We start from the raw sequence: 25,992 nt of genomic DNA, 5'->3' as shown, positions 1-25,992 counted from the left end.
GCATATTCACCCATGCCGCAACGCCTCAGGTTTACTTGCCGGCGACCTCGAACTTCGCTTCGTGCGTCGTGTCCGAACTGCCGCCGACGAACACGGTGAACGTGCCCGGTTCGACCACGCGCTGCATGCGGTCGTCGAGCATCGCCAGGTCATCGAAACCCAGCGCGAAGGTGACCACCTTCGACTCGCCCGGCTGCAGCGCGACCCGCTGGAATCCGCGCAGCTGCTTCACCGGTCGCGTGATGCTGGCCACATCGTCGCGCACGTACAACTGCACGACTTCCTCGCCCGCCCGCTTGCCGGTGTTGGTGACGCGCACGCTGACCTGCTGCTGCAGCGCAGAAGGCGCCAGCGTCTTCTTCGACAGGACCGGCGTGTCGTAGCGGAACGTCGTGTAGCTCAGACCATGGCCGAAGGCGTACAGCGGCGTCCACGGCACGTCGAGATACTTGCTGGTGTACTTCTCTTCCTCGCTCGGCGGGCGGCCGGTGTTCTTGTGCGCGTAGTAGATGGGCACCTGGCCGACGTTGTGCGGGAAGGTCACCGGCAGCTTCGCCGACGGGTTGACGTCGCCGAACAGCACGTCGGCGATCGCCGGCCCGCCTTCCACGCCGGGGAACCAGGCTTCGAGGATCGCCGGCACCCTGCCCTTCAGGCGACCGATCGACAGCGGGCGACCGTTGAGCAGCACAAGGGCGACCGGTTTGCCGGTTGCGGCGACGGCGAGCGCCAATCGTTCCTGCACGCCCGGCAGATCGAGCGAGGTGCGGTTGTTGGCTTCCGCACTCATGTCCGGGTGCTCGCCGAGGAACATCACCACCGCGTCGGCCTGTTTCGCGGCGGCGACGGCCTCGGCGAAGCCTGTGGTGTCCTGGCTGTCGATGTCGGCGCCCTTGACCACGATCAGCCGGGTCTTGTCGCCCAGCGCCGCCTTCAGGCCCTCCAGCGGCGTGATCGCATCCTCCTCGCGCCCGGCCACCGCCCAGTTGCCGAGCATCGCGCGGCGGTGGTCGGCCAGCGGGCCGATCACCGCCAGCGTGCGCACCGACTTCGACAACGGCAGCACGTCGCCCTGGTTCTCCAGCAGCACCATCGACTTCTGCGCCATGCGGCGCGCAGCGGCGCGGTGCTCGGGCGTCAGCGTCAGCGCGCGCTCGCGTGCGCCATCCGGCGTGCAGGAACGGTACGGGTCGTCGAACAGGCCCAGCCGGTACTTCGCATTGAGCACGCGGCGCACCGACGCATCCACCTCCGCCATCGGCACGCGGCCCGCCCTGACCGCGGCCGGCAGGTCCTTCACGTAGATCTGGCTGACCATGTCGACATCGACGCCGGCACGCAGGCCCAGCGCGCCGGCCTGCTCGCGGTCCGCGGCCACGCCATGCGGCATCAGTTCCATCACGCCGGTGTAGTCGCTGACGAGCAGCCCGTCCCAGCCCCATTGCTTGCGCAGCAGGTCCTGGATCAGCGGCCGGTGCGCATGCATCGGCACACCCGCGATCTCGTTGAACGAGGCCATGATCGACTGCGCGCCGGCATCGATGGCGGCCTTGAACGGCGGCAGATAGACCTCGTGCAGGGTGCGTTCGGAGATGTCGGCCACGTTGTAGTCGCGACCGGCCTCGGCCGCGCCATAGGCGACGAAATGCTTGGCCGTGGCCAGCACCGCATCCGGCTTGCGCAGGTCGTCGCCCTGGAAGCCGCGCACCCGCGCCGCCGCCAGGACGGAGCCGAGGTAAGGATCCTCGCCGGCGCCTTCGACGATGCGGCCCCAGCGCGGATCGCGCGCGATGTCGACCATCGGCGCGTAGGTCCAGTGGATGCCGTGGGCGGCGGCCTCGATCGCGGCGACGCGCGCGGCGTGCTGGACCTCATCCGGATCGAAGCTGGACGATTCGCCCAGCGGCACCGGGAAGACGGTCCGGTGGCCATGGATCACGTCGTAGCCGAACAGCAGCGGGATGCCCAACCGCGATTCTTCCACCGCGATCTTCTGCAGGCGGCAGGTCAGCGCCGCCCCCTGGGTACCGAGGTAGGAACCGATCTCGCCCCGGCGGATCTGGTCCTCGTTGCCCGCCATCGCGGCCGGGCCGGTGTTGTTGCCCACGCCCGGCGGCTGGTTCAGCTGGCCGAGCTTTTCCTCCACCGTCATCCTCGCCATCAGCGCGTCGACGAAGGCCGTCTCGGCCGGGGTGGCGTAGACCGGCGGCTTGGCCGCGGCGGGGGCGGCAAGCAGCACGGCCAGCAGGCCGGCCCGCAGGGGCGTGGCAGAAAAGGGGTGGTGGTTACGGGTCATGGCGCCCTCCCGGCGATGCGAAAGGGGGCGAATGTAAACGTTTTCATCCAGCACTGCATGTCGCAGTGCCGGAAAAGACGATGGGCGTCAGGCCCCCTCGTCCGGCGTCCGCGCCTCGATGGCCAGGGCATGGATGTCGGTCTGCATCATCTCGCCCAGGGCCGCGTAGACGGCCCGGTGGCGGGCCAGCGGGGCCTTGCCGGCAAACACCGGGCTGACGATCCGCACGGTGAAATGCCCCCGCCCGTCGCGGGCACCCTCGTGCCCGGCATGCCGGTGGCTGTCGTCCACCACCTCCAGCGTCACCGGCTGCAGGGCCGCCAGCGCCTCGCGGATGCGCTCGGTCCGGGTCATGGCAGCACCTTGCGGAACGGGCGCACGTCCACGCGCGCGTACACGCCCGCCGCGACGTAGGGATCGGCCTCGGCCCAGGCCCGCGCATCCTCCAGGGAATCGAACTCGGCAATCACGATGCTGCCGCTGAAGCCCGCCGGACCCGGATCCTCGGCATCGATCGCAGGGCACGGCCCCGCCAGCAGCAGGCGCCCCTCGTCGCGCAACGCCATCAGCCGCGCAAGGTGCGCCTGGCGGGCTTCCAGCCGCCTGGGCAGGGCGTCGGCCGCGTCATGGCCCTCGATGGCATACCACATGGTGTTCACTCCCGGTGCGTTGCCTGAATTGTACGTGGGCACCGGTGGCCGGGTGCTGGACACCGCAAGGGCCAGGGCTTACCCTGTCCTTCATTGCACGGCCGGAAGCAGCGGCCCGTCCATGGGAAGAACCGGCGGCGCCGGCCTCCCTGCCCCGTCGAGGGACCACCGGGACGTTCGATTCGCTGCCCCCCACCGCCCGCGCCCGACGACCTCTCGCTGTCCGCCACCGCCTCCGGCGGTGTGCTTTGCTGGTTGCTGTAAGGGAAGCGTTCGCCCTGCGACGCATGATGATGATGGTTGGTGCATTGCCGGTGCCGCGCCGTCCTGCCGTGCGCAGGCCCGCTTGGTGATCCGCACGATGGCTGTTTCTTGATGAGCCCAGAACTCGCGTCCGACGCGAACCCACAACACCCGCCCGCCCATCCGCAGCAGCAGGAAATGCCGCTGGCGGTGGTGCATGGCCAGCCGGTCCTGCAGATACCCCAGGACCTGTACATTCCGCCGGACGCGCTGGAAGTCATCCTGGACGCGTTCGAAGGCCCACTGGACCTGCTGCTGTACCTGATCCGCCGGCAGAACCTGGACATCCTGGACATCCCCGTCGCCGAGATCACCCGGCAGTACGTGGACTACATCAACGTGATGCAGGAGCTGCGGTTCGAACTGGCCGCCGAGTACCTGCTGATGGCGGCCATCCTGGCCGAGATCAAGTCGCGCATGCTGCTGCCGCGGCCGGTCGCCGAGGAGGGCGAGGAAGGCGACCCGCGCGCCGAACTCGTGCGCCGCCTGCAGGAGTACGAGCGCTTCAAGCAGGCGGCCGAAGACCTGGACGCCCTGCCCCGCGTGGACCGCGACACCACCCCCGTGCATGCCGACGTACCGGACCGCGCCGCGGTCAGGCTGCCGCCGCCGGTGGAGCTGAAGGAAATGCTGCTGGCGCTGCACGACGTGCTCAAGCGCGCCGAGCTGTTCAGCGGCCACGCCATCAAGCGCGAGGCGCTCAGCGTGCGCCAGCGCATGGGCGACGTCCTGACGCGGCTGGAGGACGGCAGGTTCCACCGTTTCGAAAGCATGTTCGCCCCCGAGGAAGGCAAGCTGGGCGTGCTGGTGACTTTCCTGGCCATGCTGGAACTGGCCAAGGAGCAGTTGCTGGACATCGTGCAGGAAGCCCCGCTCGCCCCGATCTACATCAAGTCGCTGGCGTTGAACAACACCAACGAACCGCTGCAGTTCTCCAGCGAGTTCGACGACAGCGACGCCGCCAACGACAGCCCGTGACGCGGCCGGGCCGCACGCCCGCCGCACTTCCGAACGACAGGACCGCATGGATCAATCGCTCATCAACCGCATCGTGGAGGCCGCCCTGCTGGCCGCCACCCAGCCGCTGACGCTGGCGCAGCTGCATGGCCTCTTTCCCGAAGAGGAGCCGGCACCCGAGGGCAGCATCGAAACCGCCCTGCAGCAGTTGGCCGAGGCCTGCGCCGACCGTGGCGTGGAACTGGTCGAAGTCGCCTCCGGCTACCGCTACCAGGTCAAGGCCGACGTGCATGCCTGGGTGGCGCGCCTGTGGACCGAGCGCAAGACCAAGTACACCCGCGCCACCCTGGAAACCCTGGCCCTGATCGCCTACCGCCAGCCCATCACCCGTGGCGAGATCGAACAGGTCCGCGGCGTGGCGGTCAGCAGCAACATCATCCAGGCGCTGGAAGAACGCGAGTGGATCCGCGTGGTCGGCCATCGCGACGTGCCCGGCAAGCCGGCGCTGTTCGGCACCACCAAGGCCTTCCTGGACTACTTCGGCCTGAAACGCCTGGACGAACTGCCGCCCCTGTCCGAACTCAAGGACATCGGCGAACTGGAACCCCAGCTTCCGCTGGACGGCGCCCCGCTGCCGGTCAGCATCGCCAGCGGCGATGCCGTCGACGGCGGACAGGACATCGGCACGCCCGTCGCGGACGATGACGGCGACGCCCGGGCCGGCACGGACGGCGGCGAACACCCCGACAGCGCGGCATCGGACGATGCCGGCGAATACGCACCCTCGGATGACGCAGGCGACGACGCCGGCGCCACCGACGAACCTCAACCCCAAGATGACGACGCCGCTGCTTCCGACCAGGAAGACCGGGCACCGTCGGAGCAGAAACAATGAGCAACACCCCCAAGAAGCCCTCGCTGGGCAAGCTGTCCCTGAAGCGCGAAAGCGCCCCGACCGAAGCCCCGCGCCTGGAAGAGCGCCTGCACAAGGTGCTGGCGCAGGCCGGCCTGGGCTCGCGCCGCGCGCTGGAGCAGCGCATCGCCGATGGCCTGGTCAAGGTCAACGGCGAAACCGCGCAGACCGGCATGTCGGTCAAGGCCGGCGACAAGATCGAGCTGGACGGCAAGACCTTCGTGGCCAGCGCACTGACCGAACCCTCGCGCGTGCTGATCTACAACAAGCCCGAAGGCGAAGTCACCACCCGCGAAGACCCCGAAGGCCGGCCGACGATCTTCGAAGCCTTGCCCGCCCTCAAGGGTGCGCGCTGGATCGCGATCGGCCGCCTGGACATCAACACCACCGGCCTGCTGCTGCTGACCACCGACGGCGAACTCGCCAACGCGATGATGCATCCCTCGTACGAGGTCGAGCGCGAGTACGTGGTGCGCGTGCGCGCGCCGGAAGGCCAGGAAAGCGTGCCGGACAACGTGGTCGACCGCCTGCGCCGCGGCGTGGCGCTGGAGGACGGCCCGGCGAAATTCGACGAGATCGAACGCATCGGCGGCACCGACTCGCACGACTGGTTCCGCGTGGTGGTCAAGGAAGGCCGCAACCGCGAAGTGCGCCGGCTGTGGGAATCGCAGGGCTGCCAGGTCAGCCGCCTGAAGCGCGTGCGCTACGGCAAGGTCAGCCTGCCGCAGCCGCTGCTGCGCGGCCAGTCGCAGGAACTGCCCGATGCGCAGGTCGAGGCGCTGCGCAAGGACCTGGGCCTGGAGGACGGCACGCCCGCCGCGCTCACGCTGCAGCCGGTGATCGGCCAGCGCAAGGCCGCCAAGTCCACCGTGCACGTCGGCGGTGGCCGCAGCGGCAGCGCCTACGTCAACGGCCACAACAGCGCCGACGAAGGCCGCGAGCTGCGTCGCTTCGACCATGTGCGCGAAGACCGCGGCCGCGGTGGCCGCGGCAAGAAGCCGCACGGCGGCCTGACCGTCAGCGGCGAGCAGGCGGCCAAGCAGTCGCAGCGTCCGTTCAAGCAGCGCACGCCCAAGGGTCCGAAGCCGTTGCCCGAAGGCAATCCGGCGGCGTTCCGCAGCTGGTATGTGCCCGAGGGCGTGGACACCGGCCCGGCCGGCCACCGCAATGCCGGCCCCGGCGGCCCGAAGAAGCCCTACGGCGGCAAGCCGGGGGGGCGTCCGGGTGCCGGCGGCAAGCCGGGCGGCGGCGCAGGCAAGCGGGGGCCGGGCGGTGGACAGGGCGGCTTCGGCGGCGACCGCTTCGGCAACGACCGCGCGGGCTTCGGCGCCGAACGGGGGCCGCGTGGCGCGCAGGGCGCCGGCGCGGGCAAGCCGCAGCGCGCGGCGCGTCCGTACGGCCATCCCGCCAGCGCCCCCAGCTTCCCGTCCGATCACGCCAACCCCGGCTTCAACCCCTACGGTCAGCAGCCGCGCGGTCCGCGTCCGCAAGGCCGTCCGGGCGGCGGCAATCGCCCGCAACATGCCGGCCCGCGGCCGGGCGGGCGACCTGCCGGAGGACGCGGCCCCGGCGGCCGTCCTGGCGGCGGTGGGCAGCGGGGCCCCCGCAGCGGCGGACACGGCTGAGGCAACATGGAGAAGGCGCCCATCGGCGCCTTCTCCGTTTCCGCGGCTCGGTCGCCGCGACTTCATGGCGACTTCATCGCCGCTCCCCGCACGGCCTGCACCCTGCACCTCCTTCGGCGATGGAGTTGGCAACCGGCCATGCAGGACAACCGCTATGACGTGATCGTCGTGGGCGCAGGATTCGCCGGCCTGGCCTGCGCCTGCGAACTGGCCCGGCACGGCCTGGCCGTCTGCGTGATCGACCGCAAGCAGGATCTGGGCGAACGCGTGCACACCACCGGCATCCTGGTGCAGGAGGCCTGCGATGCGCCGCTGCTGGCCGGCATGCCGCCTGCGCTGCTGCGTGCCGTGCCGCAAGTCCGCCTGTATTCGCCGAACCTGCGCAGCGTGCGGCTGGGCGCCGACGGATACCGCTTCCACACCACCGACACGCCGGCCCTGATGCGCTGGCTCGGCCAGCGCGCCGAGGCCTGCGGCGTGGAACTACGCCGGGGATGCGCATTCCGCGATGCCGTGCGCACACCCACCGGATGGCAGGTGCAGGGCGTGGGTCGCGCACGCGTGCTGGTGGGCGCGGATGGCGCGCGGTCGCGGGTCGCCCAGCGGCTTGGCCTGGGGCGGGTGAAGCAGTTCCTCCACGGCGTCGAATACGAGTTCGATGGCGCGGCCCTGCGCGAACCGGATGCGTTGCACTGCTTCATCAGCAAGCGCTTCGCCCCGGGCTATCTGGGCTGGATGGCACAGACACCGACGGGCGTGCAGGCCGGTCTGGCGCGGCGGTACCGGCCGGGCGATACGCAGGCGCCGGACATGGCAGGCTTCCTGCGCCACATCGCACCGATGACGGGGCTGCAGGTCGCGCGGCCACCGGACAGCGTCCGCGCCGGCCTGATTCCCTGTGGGGGTCCGGTCCGGCCGATGCGCGGGGACGAGGTGGTGCTGGTCGGCGATGCGGCCGGCATGGTGTCGCCGCTGACCGCGGGCGGCATCCATTCGGGCCTGCGCCACGGCGCGACCATCGGGCGCATGCTGGCCGGCCGCCTGTCCGGTACAGCGTCGTCGGGCGCTCCCGTTGCGCCGCCTGTTCCCGGCTTCGCTTTCAAGCGCTTGTTGCGATGGGCGTTCGACCACGGGCAGTTCGACGCCCCGATGGACCTGCTGCTGACCGCGCGCCCACTGCGTCGTGCCGTCGAGCAGCTCTGCTTCCATCGACGCGGCGGATTGCCGCCCCATGGGGAGGACGCGGATTGAGTACGATCAAGGCCGCGCCGGAGCGGTCGGCTACAATATCGCGTTGAACCGACAGCCCAGACTTCCCCCATGTCCTCTGCGTTCGGCACCGAGACGGTGCTCGACGTCCGTCACTGGACGGACGCCTACTTCAGCTTCACCACCACCCGCGACGACGGTTTCCGCTTCGAGAACGGCCAGTTCGTGATGATCGGCCTGGAGGTCGATGGCAAGCCGCTGATGCGCGCGTACTCGATCGCCAGCGCCAACTGGGAAGAACAGCTCGAGTTCTTCAGCATCAAGGTGGCCCACGGCCCGCTGACCTCGCGCCTGCAGCACATCCGGCCCGGCGACACCCTCCTGATCGGACGCAAGCCCACCGGCACGCTGTTGATCAGCGACCTGCACCCCGGCCGCAACCTGTACCTGCTGGGTACCGGGACAGGGCTGGCGCCGTGGTTGTCGGTGATCAAGGACCCGGAAACCTACGAACGCTTCGACAAGGTCATCCTGACCCACGGCGTGCGCCACGCCGAGGACCTGGCCTATCGCGACTACTTCGAGAAGGAACTGCCGCAGCACGAGTTCCTCGGCCAGACCATCCGCGAGAAGCTGCTGTACTACCCGGCGGTGAGCCGCGAGGAGTTCCCCAACCACGGTCGCCTCACCGATCTCATGGCCAGCGGCGCCATGATGGAGACGCTGGGCATCGAGCCGCTGGACGCCGAACGCGACCGGGCCATGATCTGCGGCAGCCCGCAGATGCTGGCCGACTTCCGCGCGCTGCTGGACAGCCGCGGGTTTGCCGCCGCGCCGCGGATCGGCACGCCGGGCCAGTACGTGTTCGAACGCGCCTTCGTCGAGAAGTAGCCCGCGGCGCCACGCCGGCTACCCGCCGCCGGAACCCGGCGCACAGATGCTACGCTCGCCCCACGTCCTGGGGAGGATCTGCACATGATGCGTTGCCTTTGGCTGGCGGCCCTGCTGGCCGTGAGTACCTGTGTCCGCGCCGCCGAGCCGCCGGAGCAGCCCGGGATCGGGGAAGCGCCGCCGCCCATCGGCCTGAAGGACCGCGGGGGCAACGTCATCGACCTGGCCGCCCTGCAGGGCAAGGTGGTCGTGGTGACGTTCTGGGCTTCGTGGTGCGGCCCCTGCCGGCGCGAACTGCCGATGCTGGGCAAGGTCCAGGAGGTCGTGGGACGCGAGCACCTGGAAGTCATCGCGGTCAACTTCAAGGAACCGCGCCGTGACTTCAATGCCGTGATCCGCGCCAACAAGAATCTGGACCTGACCTACGTGCACGACGAGCGCGGCGCCGTCAGCGATCGCTACGGCGTCACCGCGCTGCCCAACATGTTCATCATCGGCCAGGATGGCCTGATCGCGCAGACGCACCGCGGATACTCGGAAAACGTCCTGCAGTCCTTCATGCAGGAACTGCTGGAACTGCTGCCGGAAGAGGCACTCCAGCGGAAGGTCGGCGCCCCGTGAACGTCAAGCGCCGGATCCTGCTGTCCCTGGTCGCATTCGCCGCAACGGCGCTGCTGGGCGGATGTCTGCCGGGAGGCGGGAACGCGCGCGCGCCGATACCGCAGGCGCTCGTGCCCGCCGCCGGACCGGCCACCCGGCTGGTCGTGGTGCTGCCCGGACGCGGCGACGACATCGCGGCCCTGCGCGCCAGCGGCATCGTCCCGGCGGTGCAGGCCGCGTGGCCGGACGCCGACGTGCTGCTGACCGGTTTGGGCTTCGCCTATTACATGGAGGGACGCGCTCCGCAGCGCCTGCATGCCGAAGTGGTGTCGCCCGCCCGCCAGCGCGGTTATCGCCAGGTGTGGCTGCTGGGGGCCTCGATGGGCGGCATGGGCAGTCTGATGTACGACCGCGCCTACCCCGGCCAAGCCGATGGCCTGGTCCTGCTGGCGCCCTACCTGGGCAAACGCCCGCTCATCGACGAAATCCGCCGCAGCGGACTGGGTGCCTGGGAGGCGGGACCCGTTCCCGCCGAGGTGGATGCCGGCAACTACCAGCGCGAACTCTGGCGCCATCTGCAGAGCTGGCAGCGCGAGCCCGGCCGTACCCGCACGGTATGGCTGGGCTATGGCGCGCAGGACCGCCTGGCCGGCGCCATGCCGCCGCTGGCCGGGCTGCTGCCGGCCGACCACGTGACGGTGGTCGACGGCGGCCATGCCTGGAAGGTGTGGTCGCCCCTGGCGCAACGCATGCTGTCGGCGGCGGGGCCGGCGCGCCTGGAGGTTCAGCGCTCCCCGTAGCGCAGCCACAAGATGGCGGCACCTTCGTCGGCGAAGACGCGGGCATCGAAACCATGCTCGTTGGCCAGCAGCCCGGCGTACTCGACCTGGGCGAGCTGGTCGGTATGCCGCTCGACGTACGCGATGCGCACCGCCTCCATGCCCTGCCCCTGCATGGCCTGCACAAATTCCAGCAGCTGCCCCGGCGGTGGCGGCTCGCCCTCCATGTCGTCCACCACCAGCAATCCTTCCGGCCGCACCCTGCGCACTTCTTCGGCGATCGTGCGCCAGTACGCCAGCGTGGTCTCCAACGTTCCGTTGGTGCCCGTCACCCAGGCGTGCAGCCCGTAGTCCGTGGCCGCGAACTCGATATGGAACACCCGGCCATCGGCCGCGCCTGCCATGTCGCTCACGCCAGCGCAGCGCGGATGTCGCCCGCGATGGAATCCGGCGTATCGGTGGGGGCGTACCGTTTGATCACCTTGCCATCGCGCCCCACCAGGAACTTGCTGAAGTTCCATTTGATGGCACCGATGCCGAGCAGTCCACTCTTCTCCTGCTTCAGCCATTTCCACAACGGATGCGCCCGATCGCCATTGACCTCGATCTTGGCGAACAGCGGGAACGTCACGTCGTAGTTGAGCGAGCAGAAGTTGCGGATCTCCGCTTCGTCGCCCGGCTCCTGGTGGCCGAACTGGTCGCAGGGGAAGCCCAGCACCACCAGGCCCTGCGGCCCGAATTCGCGCCACAGCGCCTCCAGGCCGGTGTACTGGGGCGTGAAACCGCACCTGGACGCCACATTGACGATCAGCAGTGCCTTGCCCTGGTATTCCGAAAGCGAGCGCTCGCGGCCATCGATGTCCTGGGCGGAAAAGTCGTAGGCAGTGGCCATGCGCGCGCTCCTGGAAAGGCGCTATCAGACACCTGTCGCGCGAGGCGGGCAAGTGGCCGCATTCACGGCGCTCGGCACGGCGCTTGCCCCCCATCAAGGTCAGCGTGCCGGCTGCACCCTCAAGGCGGGCGCGAACGGCCTGATCCCCAGCGCTTCGTGGATCTCGGCCGGGTAGTAGGCCTGGCCGCCCTTGATCACCAGGGCCAGCTTGCGCACGTCGGCGATGTCGACGGTGGGGTCGCCATCCACCAACACCAGGTCCGCGCGCTTGCCGGGGCTGATGGAACCGGCCTCGTCCAGCGTCCGGCTGTACTTGGCGCCGTTCCAGGTGGCCACCTGCAGCACCTGCGCCGGCGTCAGGCCAGCCTGCACGTACAGTTCCAGTTCCCGCTGCAGGGTGAAACCCGGCAATTCGTCGGTGCCGGCGACCAGCGGCACGCCGGCCCGGTACATGCGGCCGGTGAAATCGACCAGCTTGTCGAAGCTGCGCTTGTAGCGCGCGCCGGTCTGGTCGTCCTTGATGTCCATCTCGGCCGCACGCCGGCTGCGCTGCACGTCGGGCGGCAGGTGGTCGGCCACGTCGGCGACGATGGGCGACAGCTGCCCTTCGCGCTGGTGCAGGAACTCGAACGTCGCCAGGGTAGGATCGATGACGACCTGCTTCCGGGCCAGCTCGGCGATGAAGTCCTGCACCGGCCGGCTGTCGAAATCCAGGCCATCGGTCTTGTCGGCGACCAGGTAGAAGCGTGCCAGCGTGCGTGTGTCGGTCTCCGGGGTGACGAAGAAGTTCAGCATCACCTGGTTGATGTGCTGGATCTCGTCGTAGCCCTGCTCGACGACGTCCTGCGCGCGCAGGAAGGCCGGCACGTGCCCGCTGACCCGCAGGCCGCGCTGGTGCGCATAGGCCGTGGTGTCGCGCAGGATGTCCTTCGGAAAGGAGTTGTAGATCTTGATCTGCGGATAGCCGTGGTCGGCGTACCAGTCGATGGCCCGCTTCGCCCCGTCCAGGTCACTCACCACGAAGCCGCCCTGCGAGGAATGCGGGCTCTGGCCTTCGATGTAGCCGGCCGGGATCACCCGCGGGTGCATCAGCGTGCCGGCCTTTTCTTCCGCCATCAGCTGCTGCAGCGTCGCGTTGTCGTTGCCCATGTCGCGCGCACTGGTGACGCCTGCCGCCAGGTGCAGGCCGCCTTCCCAGCTGCCCGCATGCACGTGCATGTCGTACAGGCCCGGCAGCAGCACGCGGTCGCCGGCGTCCACCACCTGCTGCGCGTCGACCTTCGCCTGTCCCGCCGGCGACACCGACACGATCCTGCCATCGCGCACCACCACGTCGGAGGACGCGCCCAGCACGGCCTTCTCGCTGTCGAACACCCGCGCATTGCGGATCAGCGTGGTGCCGGGCAAGGGATGCGCCAGGCGTTGCTGCAGCGCCACCAGCGCCTCGCGCTCGGCGACCTTCTGGCGCGCTTCCAGCGTGTTGGCCGTGCCCTGCCAGCCGTCCTCGATCAGTTGCAGGAAGCCCGGATAGATGTACGCGAACATGCGTGGCTGCGCTTCGCGCGTCACCCACACGAACGATGGCGTGAAGCCGATACCGGTCAGCGCCAGCAGGTCGACGGTGTGCGATTGCGAACCACTGCTGATGTCCATCGAGGCCAGCCGGCGCTGGGTCAGCGTGCCGCTCGGCACCAGCGGCAGCTTGCCGTCGGGACGCCTGGCCAGGGCCGCCAGGGCCACCGAGGTGGTCGCCGGCGTGCCGCCCAGCGGCGTGTACAAGGCGGTGTCCGTGAACGTGTGGGTACCGGCGTCCGATGTGCTCTTCCAGCGTCCGGTGTCGCCCTCGCGGGTGAAGGTCTCGTCCACCGGCGCGCCGAAGGTGGAAACCCCCTTCACCTGGTAACGCTGGAAAGTCCCGTCCGCGGCAAGCTGGTACTCCTCCTTCAACTCCGGACCGCGTCCGTTGTCCTTGAAGATGAAGTCCACCCGGGTGACGCCGTCGTCCCCGGTGGTCACCGTCTGTTCGCCGGCCTTCTTGCCGCCGTCCACCAGGGCCACGTACTTCAGGGTTTCGGCAGCCAATGCCGAAGGCACCAGCAACAACGCGCAGCACAGGGCAAGGACGGGCTTCACAGGATTCTCCGCAAGGGGCGCTTGGCGCATTCTGCCGCAGATTGAGGCCCTGCCCTCCCCGCCGCCCATGCCTTTCGTCATGGGTCCGGCCCTCCCCCCTGGGTTACCCTTGGGAATCTACCCGTCAGGATGTCGTGCTTCATGACCACCCGTCTCGCCATCGCGCTCGCCGCGACCCTCGGACTTGCCATGCCCGCCTACAGCCAGGCCGCCACGCCGGCCACCCAGGCCACCCAGGCCGCCAATCCCTTCTTCGCCGAAAGCCCGCTGCCGCTGCATTACCCGCAGTTCGACAGGATCAAGGACAGCGACTTCGCTCCCGCCTTCGACGCCGGCATGGCCGAGCAGCTGAAGGAGATGGACGCCATCGCCAACAACCCGGCCGCGCCCACCTTCGAGAACACCATCGTCGCGATGGAGAAGTCCGGCCAGGTGCTGGACCGCGCCACCACCGTGTTCTTCAACCTGGTCGGCACCGACACCAACGATGCGCGCAACAAGCTGCGCGCGGACTACTCGGCGAAGTTCGCCGCGCATGGCGATGCCATCAGCCTGAACCCCAAGCTGTTCGCCCGCATCAAGGCGCTGTACGACCAGCGCAACGACCTGGGCCTGGATGCGGAAGGCGTGCGCCTGATCGAGCGCTACCACACCAGCTTCGTCCGCTCCGGTGCCAACCTCAACGACGCCGACAAGGCGACGCTGAAGAAGATGAACGCCGAACTGGCCTCGCTGGCCACCACCTTCAGCGACAACGTGCTGAAGGAAGTGAACGCCTCGGCGGTGGTCGTCGACGACGTGAAGCAGCTCGACGGCCTGACCGAAGCGCAGATCGCCACCGCCGCCGAAGTCGCGAAGAAGCGCGGCCTGGAAGGCAAGTACGTGCTGACCCTGCTCAACACCACCGGCCAGCCGCCGGAGTCGCAGCTGACCGATCGCGCCCTGCGCCAGCGCCTGCACGAGGCCTCGGTGGCGCGCGGCAGCCGCGGCGGCGAGTTCGACACCACCGCGCTGGTCTCGCGCATCATGAAGCTGCGTGCCGATCGCGCGAAGCTGCTGGGCTACCCCAACCACGCCGCCTACGGCCTGGAAGACCAGACCGCGCGCACGCCGGAAGCCGTCAACGCGATGCTGGGCAAGCTGGCACCGGCCGCCGTCGCCAACGCCAGGCGCGAGGCCGCCGACCTGCAGGCGATGATCGACCAGGAACAGAAGGCCAAGGGCCAGCCGACCTTCGCGCTGGAACCGTGGGACTGGGCGTTCTACTCCGAAAAGGTCCGCGCCGCGAAGTACGACTTCGACGAATCGCAGCTCAAGCCGTACTTCGAGATGAAGAACGTGCTGGAGAACGGCGTGTTCTTCGCCGCCAACCAGCTGTACGGCCTGACGTTCAAGGAACGCACCGACCTGCCCAAGTACCACCCCGACACCTGGACCTACGACGTGTTCAACGCCGACGGTTCGCAGCTGGCGATCTTCATCTTCGACCCGTACGCACGCGACTCCAAGCGGGGCGGCGCGTGGATGAACTCGTACGTGTCGCAGTCGGGCCTGACCGGCGACAAGCCGGTGGTCGCCAACCACCTGAACGTGCCCAAGCCGCCGGCCGGCGAGCCCACGCTGATGACCTGGGACGAAGTGACCACCACGTTCCACGAGTTCGGCCATGCGCTGCACGGCATGTTCTCCGACGTGAAGTACCCCTACTTCAGCGGCACCAGCGTGCCGCGCGACTTCGTGGAATACCCGTCGCAGGTCAACGAGATGTGGGCGGACTGGCCGTCGATCCTGGCCAACTACGCCAAGCACCACAAGACCGGCGAGCCGATGCCGCAGGCGCTGCTGGACAAGGTGATCGCCGCGTCCAAGTTCAACCAGGGCTTCGCCACCACCGAGTACCTGGGCGCCGCCATGCTGGACCAGCGCTGGCACCAGATCACCGCCGACCAAGTGCCCGACGCCACGGGCGTGATGAAGTTCGAGGCCGGCGCGCTGACCGCCGACGGCATCAACTACACGCCGGTGCCGCCGCGCTACAAGACCCCGTACTTCAGCCACATCATGGGCGGCTACTCGGCCGGCTACTACGCCTACATCTGGTCGGAAGTGCTGGATGCCAACAGCGTGGAGTGGTTCAAGAACAATGGCGGCCTGAAGCGCGAGAACGGCGACCACTTCCGCAAGACCCTGCTGTCGCAGGGCGGCAGCCAGGACGCGATGAAGCTGTTCCGCGACTTCGCCGGTCACGATCCGAAGATCGAACCGCTGCTGGAGAAGCGTGGCCTGACCGCGCCCGAGAATGCAGCGGCGCCCCGACAGGCACGCTGAGGTCCACGACGGCGCCATTGCCGGTTGTCCACCACGCCACCTCCGGGTGGCGTGGTGCTTTCAGGGCTGGGATGGCACCGTCGGCAACAGCGGGTTTTCCACAGCGGATGTGGATGACGCGTGCACGAATCTGTGGATAACCGCGTGCCCGCCTTGCACGGCGGGCCTGTCAAGATCCATGGCGAAATTTTCGCCAGCCTCCAGAACCCTGTAGGAGCGGGCCATGCCCGCGATGCTCTTGAAACGGGATGTTGGAAAAGCATCGCGGGCATGGCCCGCTCCTACATCGGGACTAGTGTCGCCTCACGCGTGTCCGAAGGCCTGGGCCAGCTTGGTATAGGCCTTGCGCTGCTCCTCGGTTTCCGCCCGCGGCGCGGTGACTTCCAGCTCGACGATCTGGTCGCCGGGCGGCGTGCCGGGCAGGCCGCGGCCGCGCAGGCGGAGCTTGCGGCCGGTATCCGAGTCCGGCGGGATCTTCAGGTCCACCGCACCGCCCAGCGTGGGCACGCTGAGCGTGGCACCCAGGGCCGCCTGCCAGGGCGTCAGTGACAGCACGTGGATGATGTTGCGGCCATCCACTTCGAACTGCGGATGCGGTGCGTACTCCACCTCCAGCAGCAGATTGCCCCCCTGGCTGCCCTGCCCGGCCAGGCGGATCACCTGCCCGGGCTTGACGCCGGTGGGCACCCGCACGTCCAGCTGGCGCCCGTTGACGTTGACCCGCACGCTGCCGCCGTCGTGCACCGCCTGCAGCGGTACCGCCAGCTTGGCGCGCGAGTCGCGGGGCCCCTGCGGTCCCCGTTGCGAAGGCGCCTCCGCCCTGCCACGCCGGCCGAACAGGCCCTCGAAGAAGTCGCTGAATCCGCCGCTGCCGCCCCCGGCGCCGCCGAAGATCTCCTCGAAGTCGAACTCCTGCGCACCGGGACCGCCGCGCCCGAAATCGGGCGGCGGGCGGAACTCCTCACCCGGCCGGTAGCCGCGTGCCCGCAGCTGGTCGTAGGCGGCGCGCTTCTGCGGGTCGCGCAGGGCCTCGTAGGCCTCGTTGACGGCCTTGAACTGTTCTTCGGCGCCGGGCTCCTTGCTGACATCCGGGTGGTACTTGCGGGCCAGGCGCCGGTAGGCCGTCTTGATCTCGGCATCGCCCGCGGAAGGCTCCACGCCCAGCACCGCGTAATAGTCTTTGAATTGCATGGGATCTCCGCACGATCACGCGGACGCCCTGCAGGCAGGGCGTCCGCAAAGAAAAGGCCCGCGACGCGGGCGCCACGGGCCGATTCTATCGCTCCGCCCGCCAGCCCGCCGTGTCGGCGACGGGCCGCGGTACTCACTGCACCTGGATGCGGCGCGGCGTGGTCTCGGGCTTCTTGGGGATGTCGATCTGCAGCACGCCGTGCCTGCCGGTGGCGGTGATGCCGTCGGGATTGGCGCTGTCGGGCAGCGAGAAGCGGCGGTAGAAGGTGCCGTAGACGCGCTCGACGCGGGAGAAACGGGTGCCCTCGTCCTTTTTCTCCGCCGCACGCTCGCCACGCAGGGTTAGGATGCCCTTGTCCATGTGGATCTCGATGTCCTTCGGATCCACGCCCGGAATGTCGGCCAGGATCACGAAACGGTCGTTGTCCTCGCGGATGTCCACGCGCGGCGCCCATTGGCTGGTCACCACGTTGGACTGGTCCGCGTCGGCCTCGCCCAGGAAGCGGTCGAAGACCTGCTTGATCTCGTCCTGCAGGCCACGGGCGTTGCCCCACGGGTTGTACTGCACGATGCTCATGTCGGTGTCTCCTCTTGGAAATGGCGCCGGGCGTGCCGCCGCCGATGAGCCGAACATAGGCGCGCCCCGGCACGTTTCAAGATCGTCACGGGCCGGCCACGGGGACGCGCTACACTGCATTCAGTTTCCGTCCACACAAGGCACCCCCATGAGCATCCAGGTTGGCCAACGCATTCCCGAGGTGACCCTCAAGCGCATCCGCGAGGGGGTGGAGACGGTGGACACCACCACCCTGTTCGATGGCCGCAAGGCGGTGCTGTTCGCCGTACCCGGTGCGTTCACCCCCACCTGCTCGGAGAAGCACCTGCCCAGCTACGTGCAGCATTTCGACGCATTCCGCAGCCGCGGCATCGAGGTGTTCTGCGTCTCGGTCAACGACCCGTTCGTCATGCAGGCCTGGGGCAAGACCCAGCATGTGCCTGACGGCCTGCAGATGCTGGCCGACGGCAACGCCGACCTGGCCAAGGCCCTGGGCCTGGAAATGGACGCCAGTGCCTACGGCATGGGCATCCGCGCCAAGCGCTTCGCGCTGTACGTGGAGGATGGCGTGGTGAAGAACGTGTTCGTTGAGGCGCCGGGCGAGTACAAGGTCTCCGGCGCGGAGCATGTGCTGGAACAGATCGGCTGAGTCCAGGCGCATCGCTGCATGGCAGGAGCGCCCTTCATGCCCAACGGGGTACAAGGGCGGGATGCCTTTCCCGCCTTTCCGCGCAAAAGCATCGCGGGCATGGCCCGCTCCTACAGAGCTTCCGGCCTCCCGCTTCTTTGTAGGAGCGCCCCTCGGGCGCGATGCCTTTCCGCCATCCACGCAAAAGCATCGCGGGCATGGCCCGCTCCTACAGAGCTTGCGGCTTCCTGGTTCTTTGTACGAGCGCCCCTCGGGCGCGATGCCTTTCCGCCATCCACGCAAAAGCATCGCGGGCATGGCCCTTCTTTGTAGGAGCGCCTCTTGGGCGCGATGCCTTTCCGCCATTCCACGCAAAAGCATCGCGGGCATGGCCCGCTCCTACGAGCGGTGCGCGCGTTCCGTCGTTCTACTGCAACACGTTGAACCGCACCCTCGCCCATGCACCGCTGTCGGCCAGCGCGGTGAGCTGGTGCGTTCCCGTCTCGGCGAAATCCTGCTGGAACGCCTGCGCCCCCTGTGTCTCCGCGATCCAGCGGCCATCCAGCAACCATTGCACGCGCGTGTCGGTGCCCAGCGCACGCAACTGCAGCCGGACGCCATGCCCGCTGCCGGGCGCGCGCGCCAGCGTGGCAAGATCGTTGAGCCCCTCGATGCGCAGTTCCTCGGCCGCATCGCGCCCGTCGGGCTGGCAGTCCGGCGACAAGGGCGGCAGACGCGACGCCGCCCGCTCGCGCGCAGGCAGCCACGGCGACGCCAAGGCCGGCCAGCGCGCGATCTCCGTGCTGCGCGCGTCATGCGGGCGCGCGCACTCGCCGGAAAGACGTTGGCCGGTCCGCGCATCCACTTCGAACCGCTCGCGGCCGGCGCTCCACAGGCGCGCGTCACGCTCTGCGAACGTGGGCGGCACATTGCCGGCCAGCGTCCACGCATCGCGCCTGCGCTGGCAGAGTTGCGGCGATTCCGCGTCCGCCAGCGTTCCCAAGGGCCAGCAGATCGCCTGTTCCACCACGTCGGGCGGTGGCGGCATCGGCCCGGCATCGCCCTGCGCGCGCGGCAGGCTGTCGATCACCTCGAACATCAGCGGCAGTGCCGTGACCGCGCCGTACTGCCCCGGCAGCGGTGTGCCATCGGGCCGGCCCACCCACACGCCGACCGTGTAACGACGCGTGCCGCCGAGCGCCCAGGCGTCGCGGAAGCCATAGCTGGTGCCGGTCTTCCAGGCCACGCGCGGCCGGTTGCCGGTGTCCAGCATGCCGCTACCGTAGCCGGGGCGCGGGTGCGCTTCCAGCATCTCGCGGATGATCCAGGCAGCGCCGGGCGAGAGCAGGCGCCGATCGGACGAAGCGTCGTGCGCCGTGTAGCGGACGCGGCCCGACAGTCCGCCGCGATTGAGCCCTGCGTACGCGCCCACCAGGTCCTCCAGCCGCGCACCGGTACCGCCGAGTATCAACGACAGGTTGGGCTGCGCGCCGCGCGGATAGCGCAGCACCAGGCCATTGTTCGCCAGTCGCGCGGAGAACCGCGCCGGCCCCACGCGATCCAGCAGGTCCACCGCGGGCACGTTGAGCGAGAGTCGTAGGGCATCGGCCGCACCGACCGGACCATTGAACGCGGCGTCGAAATTGCCCGGCCGGTAGCCGCCGAACGACTGCGGCGCATCCACCAGCAGGCTTTCGGAATGGATAAGCCCGTCATCCAGCGCCAGCCCGTACAGGAACGGCTTCAGCGTCGAGCCGGGCGAGCGCCACGCCTGCACCATGTCCACATGTCCCAGGCGCTCGCGATCGCCGAAGGCCACCGAGCCCACATAGGCACGCGCTTCCATCGTGGCGTTGTCGACCACCAGCAGCGCCGCGGAAGTGCGTGGGGGCAAGGCGGAGAAATAGCCCTGCACGCGTTCCTCCAGGGTGCGCTGCAGGCCCGCGTCGAGGGTGGAGGTGATGCGCGAGGCGCGCGGCTGCTGGCGGCGCAGGCGTTCGGCCAGCAGCGCGGCACTCAGCGGCGCCTGCAGGCGGCGGGCGACGACGGGTTCGATGCGTGCGTCGTCGACCTGGGCCTTCGACCAGACGCCAAGGTCGGCCATGCGCCGCAGCACCTTGTCGCGCGCGATACGCGCCGCCTCCGGATGGCGATCAGGGCGCAGCCGGCTGGGCGACTGCGGCAGCACCGCCAGCAGCGCGGCTTCGGCATGCGACAGACGCGATGCGGGTTTGCCCAGATAGGCCCAGCTGGCCGCGTCCACGCCCTCGATGGTGCCGCCGAACGGTGCGCGCTCCAGGTACAGCGTGAGGATCTCGCGCTTGGACAGATGCGCTTCCAGCTGCAGCGCGCGCAGCATCTGCTTGGCCTTGCCCCAGGGCGTGCGCGAGTGGCGGTCCAGCATGCGCGCCACCTGCATGGTCAGCGTGGAGCCGCCGGAGACCACCCGCCCGTGCCTGAGGAACTGACCCGCAGCGCGCACCAGGGCCCAGGGATTGATGCCTGGGTGCTGCCAGAACCAGCGGTCCTCGTAGTTCAGCAGCGCCTGCAGGTAGAGCGGCGATACCGTGTCCGGCGACGCGGGATAGCGCCAGACGCCGTCGCGGTCGGCGAAGGCGCGCAGCGGTGTGCCGTCGCGTGCGACGACCAGCGTGCTGGTGTCGCGGGTCTTGGGGAGTGGTGGCGGGAATGCAAGGTCGAGCGTCAGCAGGCTGACAAGTAGGGCCACCATCGACCATCGCAGCCAGGAAGGCCAACGTCGCGGCTGCGGCCCGTCATTCCAGCGCACGCTGGAATCCATCTTGCCTTTTCTCCGATGCACCATCACGGCCCAAATCATCGAGGATCAACATGGATCCCGGCTTTCGCCGGGATGACGATGGTGGCCGAAAAGCCTTTCGCCCTTCCGCACCCGTCATTCCGGCGCACGCTTGAATCCGGTTCGATCCTGCTCCACACCTTCATGGCAGACGGTACAGAAGATCAAGATGGATCCCGGCGTTCGCCGGGATGACGATAAGGAATACGGGCGTTATGGCTGCACCACCGTGATCGTCGCCGGCGAGGCCTTGCCGACGCCGCGGATGTCCGGGCGGTACATGTCCTCCACCAGCGACGGCGGCACGGTGTAGGTACCGGGCGTCACCGCGCGCACCAGGTAGAACACCTTGGCGGTGCTGCCACGTTCCAGCTTCAGCGCCGCCACGTAGCGGTCGTCGCGGAATTCCTCGTGCTTGACGTCCGCCGCGCTGCCGCGGTCGCTTATGGCGATGCCATCCACCACCACCTCGGCCCACTGCCTGGCGTCGCCCAGGTTGAAGTTCTCGATCTCCAGCCCCGCCGGCAACAGGTCGGTGAACAGCGCATCCGGCATGGCGACGTGGGGGGTGATGCCGACGCGCACGATCAGCGCCTCGCCTTCCTTCAGCGTGCCGCCCTTCCACTCGTTGCCGTCGGTGGTGTAGTAGCGGCGCTCGATGCCGACCTGGCGGTTGTCCGGCGCCGGTGCGCTGCGCGGGATGCCGGCCGCATCCAGCGAGGCGTACAGCGGCGGCGAACCTTCCGGGGTGAAGCGCAGGCCGCGGGCGAGCGCGGCGTGATCGACGCTGCGGCCGAACAGGCGCACGGGGGCGACCGCCTGCGACTCGCCGCCGATGCTCCACTGCCCCGACACCAGCTTCTTCTGGTCCACCATCAGCGCCTTGCCCAGGCGGGCCAGCGCCACCTGTTCCTGCGTGCTCAACCACAGCCAACCGCTGTTGCGACGCGCATCCAGCTCGCGCCCCAGCGAAATCGCCCGTCGGTCGTACTCGGGCCTGGCCAGCTTGCGCTCGTGCACCAGCGCGATCATCAGCGCATCGTCGCGCAGCCTGGTGCCGTAGTCGCCCAGGTACTCCGGCCGGTCGCCTGTCCTGGCGAAGCCTTCGGCGATCGCCTTCGCGCCGCGCGCCTTGTCGCCCTGCAGCGTCAGCGCGATGCCCAGGTGCACCAGCGGCAGGCCGGTCAGGCTCTTGCCGCGCTCGTTGTCGTACAGCGCGCGCAGCGTGCCCAGCGGCGCCCGGTTGACGCGTGCCAACACGTAGCCGGCGTAGGCCTGGTTGGCGAACTTGAGGTGGTCGCGCCGGTCGTAACCGTAGAACTGGGCGCCGCCGGCCAGCAAGTCCTCGTTGAGCCGCGTCAGCGCCTTCTGCAGCACCGTCTCCGGTACGGCGAACCCACCCTCGCGCGCGTCCAGCAGGAATTCGGCGATGTACGGCGTCAAGCCCGGATTGACGTAGTCGTCGTTGCCCCACATCGAGAAATGGCCGTTGGCCACCTGCATCGACGCCAGCCGCCCGAACGCGCCCTCCATGCGCTCGCGACGCTTCCTGGCGTCCAGACCGTCGATGCCCAGCATCTTCGCCGTGGCATCGTCCAGTTCCAGCGCAGCGTACCCCTTGCTGGTGGTCTGCTCCGCGCAGCCGTAGGGATACTCCAGCGCGCCCTTCAGCGCGCTGGCGAACGGGATGGGCGGCAGCGCGCTGACCGTCATGCGCGCGGTCACCGAGCCCGGCATCAGCCCGTCGGCGAAGCCCGCGCCCATCTCCACGGGTGCCAGGCTGTCGAGCACCTGCGTGCGCGAGCGCAGCACCGCCGGCCAGCCCGCGCGCACCGGCACGTCGTAGCGACGGTCGACCTTGAAGCCGTTGCCCTCCACGCGCACGCGCACCTGTGCCGTGGTGTAGCCCTCGCCCGCCACGATCGGGAACGTCAGCGTGCGCTTGGCATCGGCCGGCAGATCGGCCGTGCGGCCGCCCTCGCCGATGTCGAGCGGCCCTTCGCCGTTCACCAGCACCTTGAACGCGCCGGCCTTGCCGGTGAAGTTCTGCACATCCAGGGTCACCGTGCTCCTGTCGCCCGGCGCCAGCACGCGCGGCAGGCTGGCCTCGGCCACGATGGGCGCGCGCACCACGGTCTCGCGATCGCGGTTGCCGTAGTGCGTGTCCGAATACACCAGCGCCGACACGCGCAGCGTGCCGTTGAAGTCGGGCACCCTCAGCGCGACGCGGGCATTGCCCTTGCCGTCCAGCTTCACCGGCCCGGAGAACAGATCCACCGTCTGCACCCGCGAAGTGGGCCGCTTCGCCTGCGGCAACGCGGCCAGCGCCATGTCGCCGCCGAAGCGGATCTTGGCGCTGCCGCCTTCGAAACTCTCGATCACGCGGCCGTAGATGTCGTAGGCGTCCACGCCCAGCCGGCGCTGGGCGAAGAACTGCGCGTTGGCATCGGGCACGGGGAAGCGGGTGATGTTGAGGATGCCCACGTCCACCGCGGACACGGTGACGTGCGCCAGCTTGCCGGCAAGCTCGGGCACGCTGACGGTCACCGGCAGGTTCTGCTCCGGACGCATCTGCCTGGGCACCGACAGCCCGACGGCGACGCGGCGGTCGCGGCGGTCCATGGGCACATGCGCCACGCCGACCGCGCGCGCGGGCGTGATCCTGCTGGGCGCCGAGCCGCCGCGGAACACCAGCGCGGTGACATAGATGTCGTGCCGTTCCCAGTCCTTGGTCACCGGGATGGAGAACGTGCTGCCCGGCTTGGCGTCGATGGCCTGCACGTACAGCATGCGATCGCTCTCGACCATCAGCAGGCCCTTGCCCGCATGCGGCGGGGTGACGGTCACCTTCAGCGTGTCGCCGGCCTTGTAGCCGGTCTTGTCCAGCGCCAGCTTCACCTTGTCGGGGCGCGCATCCAGGCCGCGGTTCTGGTCGTCCCAGCTCCAGCCGGCGCGGAACGGGTAGCGCGTGGTCAGGCCGGTGGCAGGATCGAACACGTCCAAGCGGTATTCGCCCCATTCCACCGGGAAATCGATCTTCGACGCACCCGTGCCCAGCTCCAGCGTGCGCGTGTCCTTGTTCTCGAAACGGCGGGTGAAGTCGTAATCCCAGCCGCCGTCCTCGTCGTAGTTCCAGTGATAGTCACGCAGTTCGCGCACCAGCGTGGCCTTCAGGCCCTTGCCGGGCCGCGGTTTGCCGGCGGCATCCACGCGCACCAGTTCGAAGCCCGCGTTGGCGTTCGCATCCGCGCCGTCCTTGTCGTCGAACAGCGGGCGGATGCCGACCAGCGCATCGGCCGGCCACAGCACGCGCTTGAGCGTGCGGTTCACCGTGCGGCCTCCGGTCTCGTAGACGCTGCCGGACACGAGGGCGGCGATGGTGCTGCGCGGCTTGGCCTCGGCGGGCAGCGCGATGTCTTCCTGCAGCACGCCGTTCTCGGGCAGCGTGGTATCGATGATGTCCTTGGCGTCCTTCGGCAGCTCCATCGTCGGGTCGCCGAAGAAGTAACCCGGCAGTTGCTCCAGCGGATGCTGCTCCACCGCGACGGCGAGTTTGGCGGTGAAGCGGTTGCCGCTGGCGGGCGCCCCGTACAGGTAGGCCGCGGTGGCCTTGAGCTTCAGCGCCTGGCCCGGTTTCAGCACGGGTTGCGCCGCGTCCAGGTCCAGCTTCATGCGCTCGGGCAGGAACTCCTCGATGCGCAGCGTCATGCCCTGCACCGCTTCCTTGCTGGCCGGGTCGGTGCGGAACTCCACCTGCCAGCGACCGGTCGGCGCTTCCGTCGGGATGGCCTGCTCGAAACTGAGATACCCCTGCGCGCCCGGCTGCAGGCGCGTCTCGCGGAACACCTTGCCGTCGGGTTGTTTCAGGCGCAGGAACACCGGCTGGCCGCCGCCCTGCTTGGGCGCCGGTACCGGCCTGCCGTCGTTGTCGCGCAGCAGCGCGGAGATGCGTACGGTCTCGCCGGGGCGGTACAGATCGCGCCCGGACCAAGCGAACACGTCGAACCAGGCCTGCTCACGGCCCGCGACGGCGAATTCGGACAGGTCGAGCGCCGGCTGGTTGAACGGCAGCATGGACACGTCCTTGCCGCGCGTGGCGACCAGCACATGGCCGGCGTCCAGCGTGTAGTTCAGCAGCGCATTGCCGTTGCCGTCGGTCTTGCCGGCCAGGATGGCCTCGCCACGTGCGTCCAGCACCTTCAGTTCCACGCTGCCGGTGGCCGAGCCGTCCTGCAGCGACGCGGTGTGGACGAACAGCTTGTCCTTGTAGGCGCGCGTGTGCAGGCCGATGTCGCTGACGGTGAAGAAGGCCGTCTCGAACTCGCCGGCGAACTTGCCGGTGCGCTTCATCACCGCGAAGTAGAGGCCCGGATCCTGCAGTTCGCGGATGTCCTGGATCGGCAGGTAGGTCAGCACGCGCTCGTTGGGCTTGCCGCCCAGCACGAAGCGGTTGAGGTATACCGGCTCGGCCAGCTTGCCCAGCGGCGTGCTGTCGCCGTACTCGCTGTCCAGGTCCCAGCTGCCACGGCGGCCGCCGCGCTGGTATTCGGCGAAGAACTTCGGCAGTTGCTTTTCGGTGACGCGCAGGAACTCCACGTCCACTTCCGGCACGTTGATCGACACCACAGGCAGGCCCCGGCTCTCGCGCGCCGGCAGCACGCTGCCCTGCGAGGCGAAACCCACGGCAGGGTCGAGTTCGCCGGTGTGCACCTTGCGGGTGTCGTCCTTGCCCAGACGCGTGCCGTCGGCGGCGGACAGACCGGCTTTCAGGGTGACCTCGTAGTCCTTCGCCGCCTCCACCGACGGGAAGCGCAGCACCCGGCCCTTGTCGTCCAGTACCCAGCTGCCCTTCACCGCGGCGCCGTTGGCGTCCTTCACCACCAGCAGCGCGTCGAAGTCCTGCGAACCGACCAGGGGCCGGCTGAACTCCAGCGCGATGGCCAGGTCGCCGTCATGCTGGTCGGGATAGGCGCCGACCAGGGCGAAACCTTCCACCCTGGCAGCCTGCGCCTTGATCGGCTGGCCGCTGGCTTCGGGCAATTGCCCCGACTCGTTGCGCTTGCAGCCGGCCAGTGCCGACGCTGCCATCAGGCCAATGAAAAACGCGCGCATCCAGCGGGTGCGCGCGTTCGGGGTGTTGCCAGTTGCCGATCCCATGTGCCATTCCCTGCCGTGGTCGTACCGGCAGTATAGAACGCGCAAATGGAAGTGGCGGGGTCAACG

General features: G+C 69.1%; 18 protein-coding genes and 1 pseudogene. 9 read left to right on the top strand and 10 right to left on the bottom strand.

All coding sequences use genetic code 11. The features are described from left to right. Positions 1-31 precede the first annotated feature (31 nt). The 3 genes from MUU77_RS07900 to MUU77_RS07890 form a co-directional block, all read right to left on the bottom strand. Positions 32-2,161 carry a glycoside hydrolase family 3 N-terminal domain-containing protein gene (locus MUU77_RS07900; RefSeq protein WP_245094307.1) on the bottom strand — a complete coding sequence of 710 codons (2,130 nt, stop codon included), beginning with the start codon at positions 2,159-2,161 and terminating at the stop codon, positions 32-34. Positions 2,162-2,383: 222 nt separating this feature from the next. Continuing rightward, entirely contained in the window at positions 2,384-2,650 is a 267-nt protein-coding gene (locus MUU77_RS07895; protein WP_245093555.1) for a BolA family protein, read from the bottom strand. Beyond that, positions 2,647-2,946: a YciI family protein gene (locus MUU77_RS07890; RefSeq protein ID WP_245093546.1), complete on the bottom strand. Its 300-nt coding sequence runs from the start codon at positions 2,944-2,946 to the stop codon at positions 2,647-2,649. The genes MUU77_RS07895 and MUU77_RS07890 overlap by 4 nt, the downstream gene beginning before the upstream one ends. Positions 2,947-3,321: 375 nt before the next feature. Here MUU77_RS07890 and MUU77_RS07885 point away from each other — a divergent pair, with 375 nt between their 5' ends. The 7 genes and pseudogenes from MUU77_RS07885 (at position 3,322) to MUU77_RS07855 (ending at position 10,244) form a co-directional block, all read left to right on the top strand. Next, positions 3,322-4,227: a ScpA family protein gene (locus MUU77_RS07885; RefSeq protein ID WP_245093544.1), complete on the top strand. Its 906-nt coding sequence runs from the start codon at positions 3,322-3,324 to the stop codon at positions 4,225-4,227. A 46-nt stretch (positions 4,228-4,273) separates the two neighbouring features. Then, positions 4,274-4,828 (top strand): annotated as a pseudogene (scpB, locus tag MUU77_RS07880) (SMC-Scp complex subunit ScpB); the annotation flags it as partial. A 269-nt stretch (positions 4,829-5,097) separates the two neighbouring features. After that, positions 5,098-6,744 (top strand): pseudouridine synthase, encoded by a 1,647-nt coding sequence (locus tag MUU77_RS07875; RefSeq protein ID WP_245093542.1) that lies wholly within the window; start codon positions 5,098-5,100, stop codon positions 6,742-6,744. A gap of 138 nt (positions 6,745-6,882) precedes the next feature. Beyond that, positions 6,883-7,995: an NAD(P)/FAD-dependent oxidoreductase gene (locus tag MUU77_RS07870; protein WP_245093540.1), complete on the top strand. Its 1,113-nt coding sequence runs from the start codon at positions 6,883-6,885 to the stop codon at positions 7,993-7,995. A gap of 69 nt (positions 7,996-8,064) precedes the next feature. After that, on the top strand, positions 8,065-8,844 hold the full coding sequence (locus MUU77_RS07865; RefSeq protein WP_245093538.1) for a ferredoxin--NADP reductase: 780 nt from the start codon (positions 8,065-8,067) through the stop codon (positions 8,842-8,844). A gap of 84 nt (positions 8,845-8,928) precedes the next feature. Further along, the gene (locus MUU77_RS07860) at positions 8,929-9,465 is read left to right on the top strand and encodes a TlpA disulfide reductase family protein (protein ID WP_245093536.1); all 537 of its coding nucleotides are present in this window, start codon (positions 8,929-8,931) and stop codon (positions 9,463-9,465) included. Beyond that, positions 9,462-10,244 carry a lysophospholipase gene (locus tag MUU77_RS07855; RefSeq protein ID WP_245093534.1) on the top strand — a complete coding sequence of 261 codons (783 nt, stop codon included), beginning with the start codon at positions 9,462-9,464 and terminating at the stop codon, positions 10,242-10,244. Before MUU77_RS07860 ends, MUU77_RS07855 begins: the two co-directional genes overlap by 4 nt. Here MUU77_RS07855 and MUU77_RS07850 read toward each other — a convergent pair. The 3 genes from MUU77_RS07850 to MUU77_RS07840 form a co-directional block, all read right to left on the bottom strand. Continuing rightward, the gene (locus tag MUU77_RS07850; RefSeq protein WP_245093532.1) at positions 10,229-10,636 is read right to left on the bottom strand and encodes a hypothetical protein; all 408 of its coding nucleotides are present in this window, start codon (positions 10,634-10,636) and stop codon (positions 10,229-10,231) included. The genes MUU77_RS07855 and MUU77_RS07850 overlap by 16 nt on opposite strands. Then, complete coding sequence (locus MUU77_RS07845; RefSeq protein ID WP_245093525.1) at positions 10,633-11,115, bottom strand: glutathione peroxidase; 483 nt, start codon at positions 11,113-11,115, stop codon at positions 10,633-10,635. The genes MUU77_RS07850 and MUU77_RS07845 overlap by 4 nt, the downstream gene beginning before the upstream one ends. Before the next feature lie 99 nt (positions 11,116-11,214). Further along, entirely contained in the window at positions 11,215-13,248 is a 2,034-nt protein-coding gene (locus tag MUU77_RS07840) for an amidohydrolase family protein (RefSeq protein ID WP_245093523.1), read from the bottom strand. A gap of 141 nt (positions 13,249-13,389) precedes the next feature. Between MUU77_RS07840 and MUU77_RS07835 the strand changes: the two genes are divergently transcribed. After that, positions 13,390-15,576, top strand: coding sequence for a M3 family metallopeptidase (locus MUU77_RS07835; protein ID WP_245093521.1), 2,187 nt, complete (start codon positions 13,390-13,392; stop codon positions 15,574-15,576). Positions 15,577-15,879: 303 nt separating this feature from the next. Here the strand turns inward: MUU77_RS07835 and MUU77_RS07830 are convergent, their stop codons facing one another. Beyond that, a complete protein-coding gene (locus MUU77_RS07830) occupies positions 15,880-16,767 on the bottom strand; it encodes a DnaJ C-terminal domain-containing protein (RefSeq protein ID WP_245093520.1) in 888 nt (295 codons plus the stop codon). Between the two features lie 133 nt (positions 16,768-16,900). Further along, positions 16,901-17,344, bottom strand: a complete 444-nt coding sequence (locus MUU77_RS07825) for an Hsp20/alpha crystallin family protein (RefSeq protein ID WP_185896423.1) — start codon at positions 17,342-17,344, stop codon at positions 16,901-16,903. A gap of 148 nt (positions 17,345-17,492) precedes the next feature. Between MUU77_RS07825 and MUU77_RS07820 the strand changes: the two genes are divergently transcribed. Then, a complete protein-coding gene (locus MUU77_RS07820) occupies positions 17,493-17,972 on the top strand; it encodes a peroxiredoxin (RefSeq protein ID WP_245093512.1) in 480 nt (159 codons plus the stop codon). A 406-nt stretch (positions 17,973-18,378) separates the two neighbouring features. On the opposite strand, the gene pbpC is transcribed toward MUU77_RS07820, so the two are convergent. Together pbpC and MUU77_RS07810 are read right to left on the bottom strand one after the other, a co-directional pair. Further along, positions 18,379-20,751: a penicillin-binding protein 1C gene (gene pbpC / locus MUU77_RS07815; RefSeq protein WP_245093504.1), complete on the bottom strand. Its 2,373-nt coding sequence runs from the start codon at positions 20,749-20,751 to the stop codon at positions 18,379-18,381. Positions 20,752-20,982: 231 nt separating this feature from the next. Continuing rightward, positions 20,983-25,881 (bottom strand): alpha-2-macroglobulin, encoded by a 4,899-nt coding sequence (locus MUU77_RS07810; protein WP_245094304.1) that lies wholly within the window; start codon positions 25,879-25,881, stop codon positions 20,983-20,985. Positions 25,882-25,992 lie beyond the last annotated feature (111 nt).

It is taken from the genome of Pseudoxanthomonas sp. F37 (assembly GCF_022965755.1).
Lineage (GTDB): Bacteria > Pseudomonadota > Gammaproteobacteria > Xanthomonadales > Xanthomonadaceae > Pseudoxanthomonas_A.
Note: the sequence above shows the minus strand (reverse complement) of the source record. Positions and strands in the feature narration are given on the sequence as shown.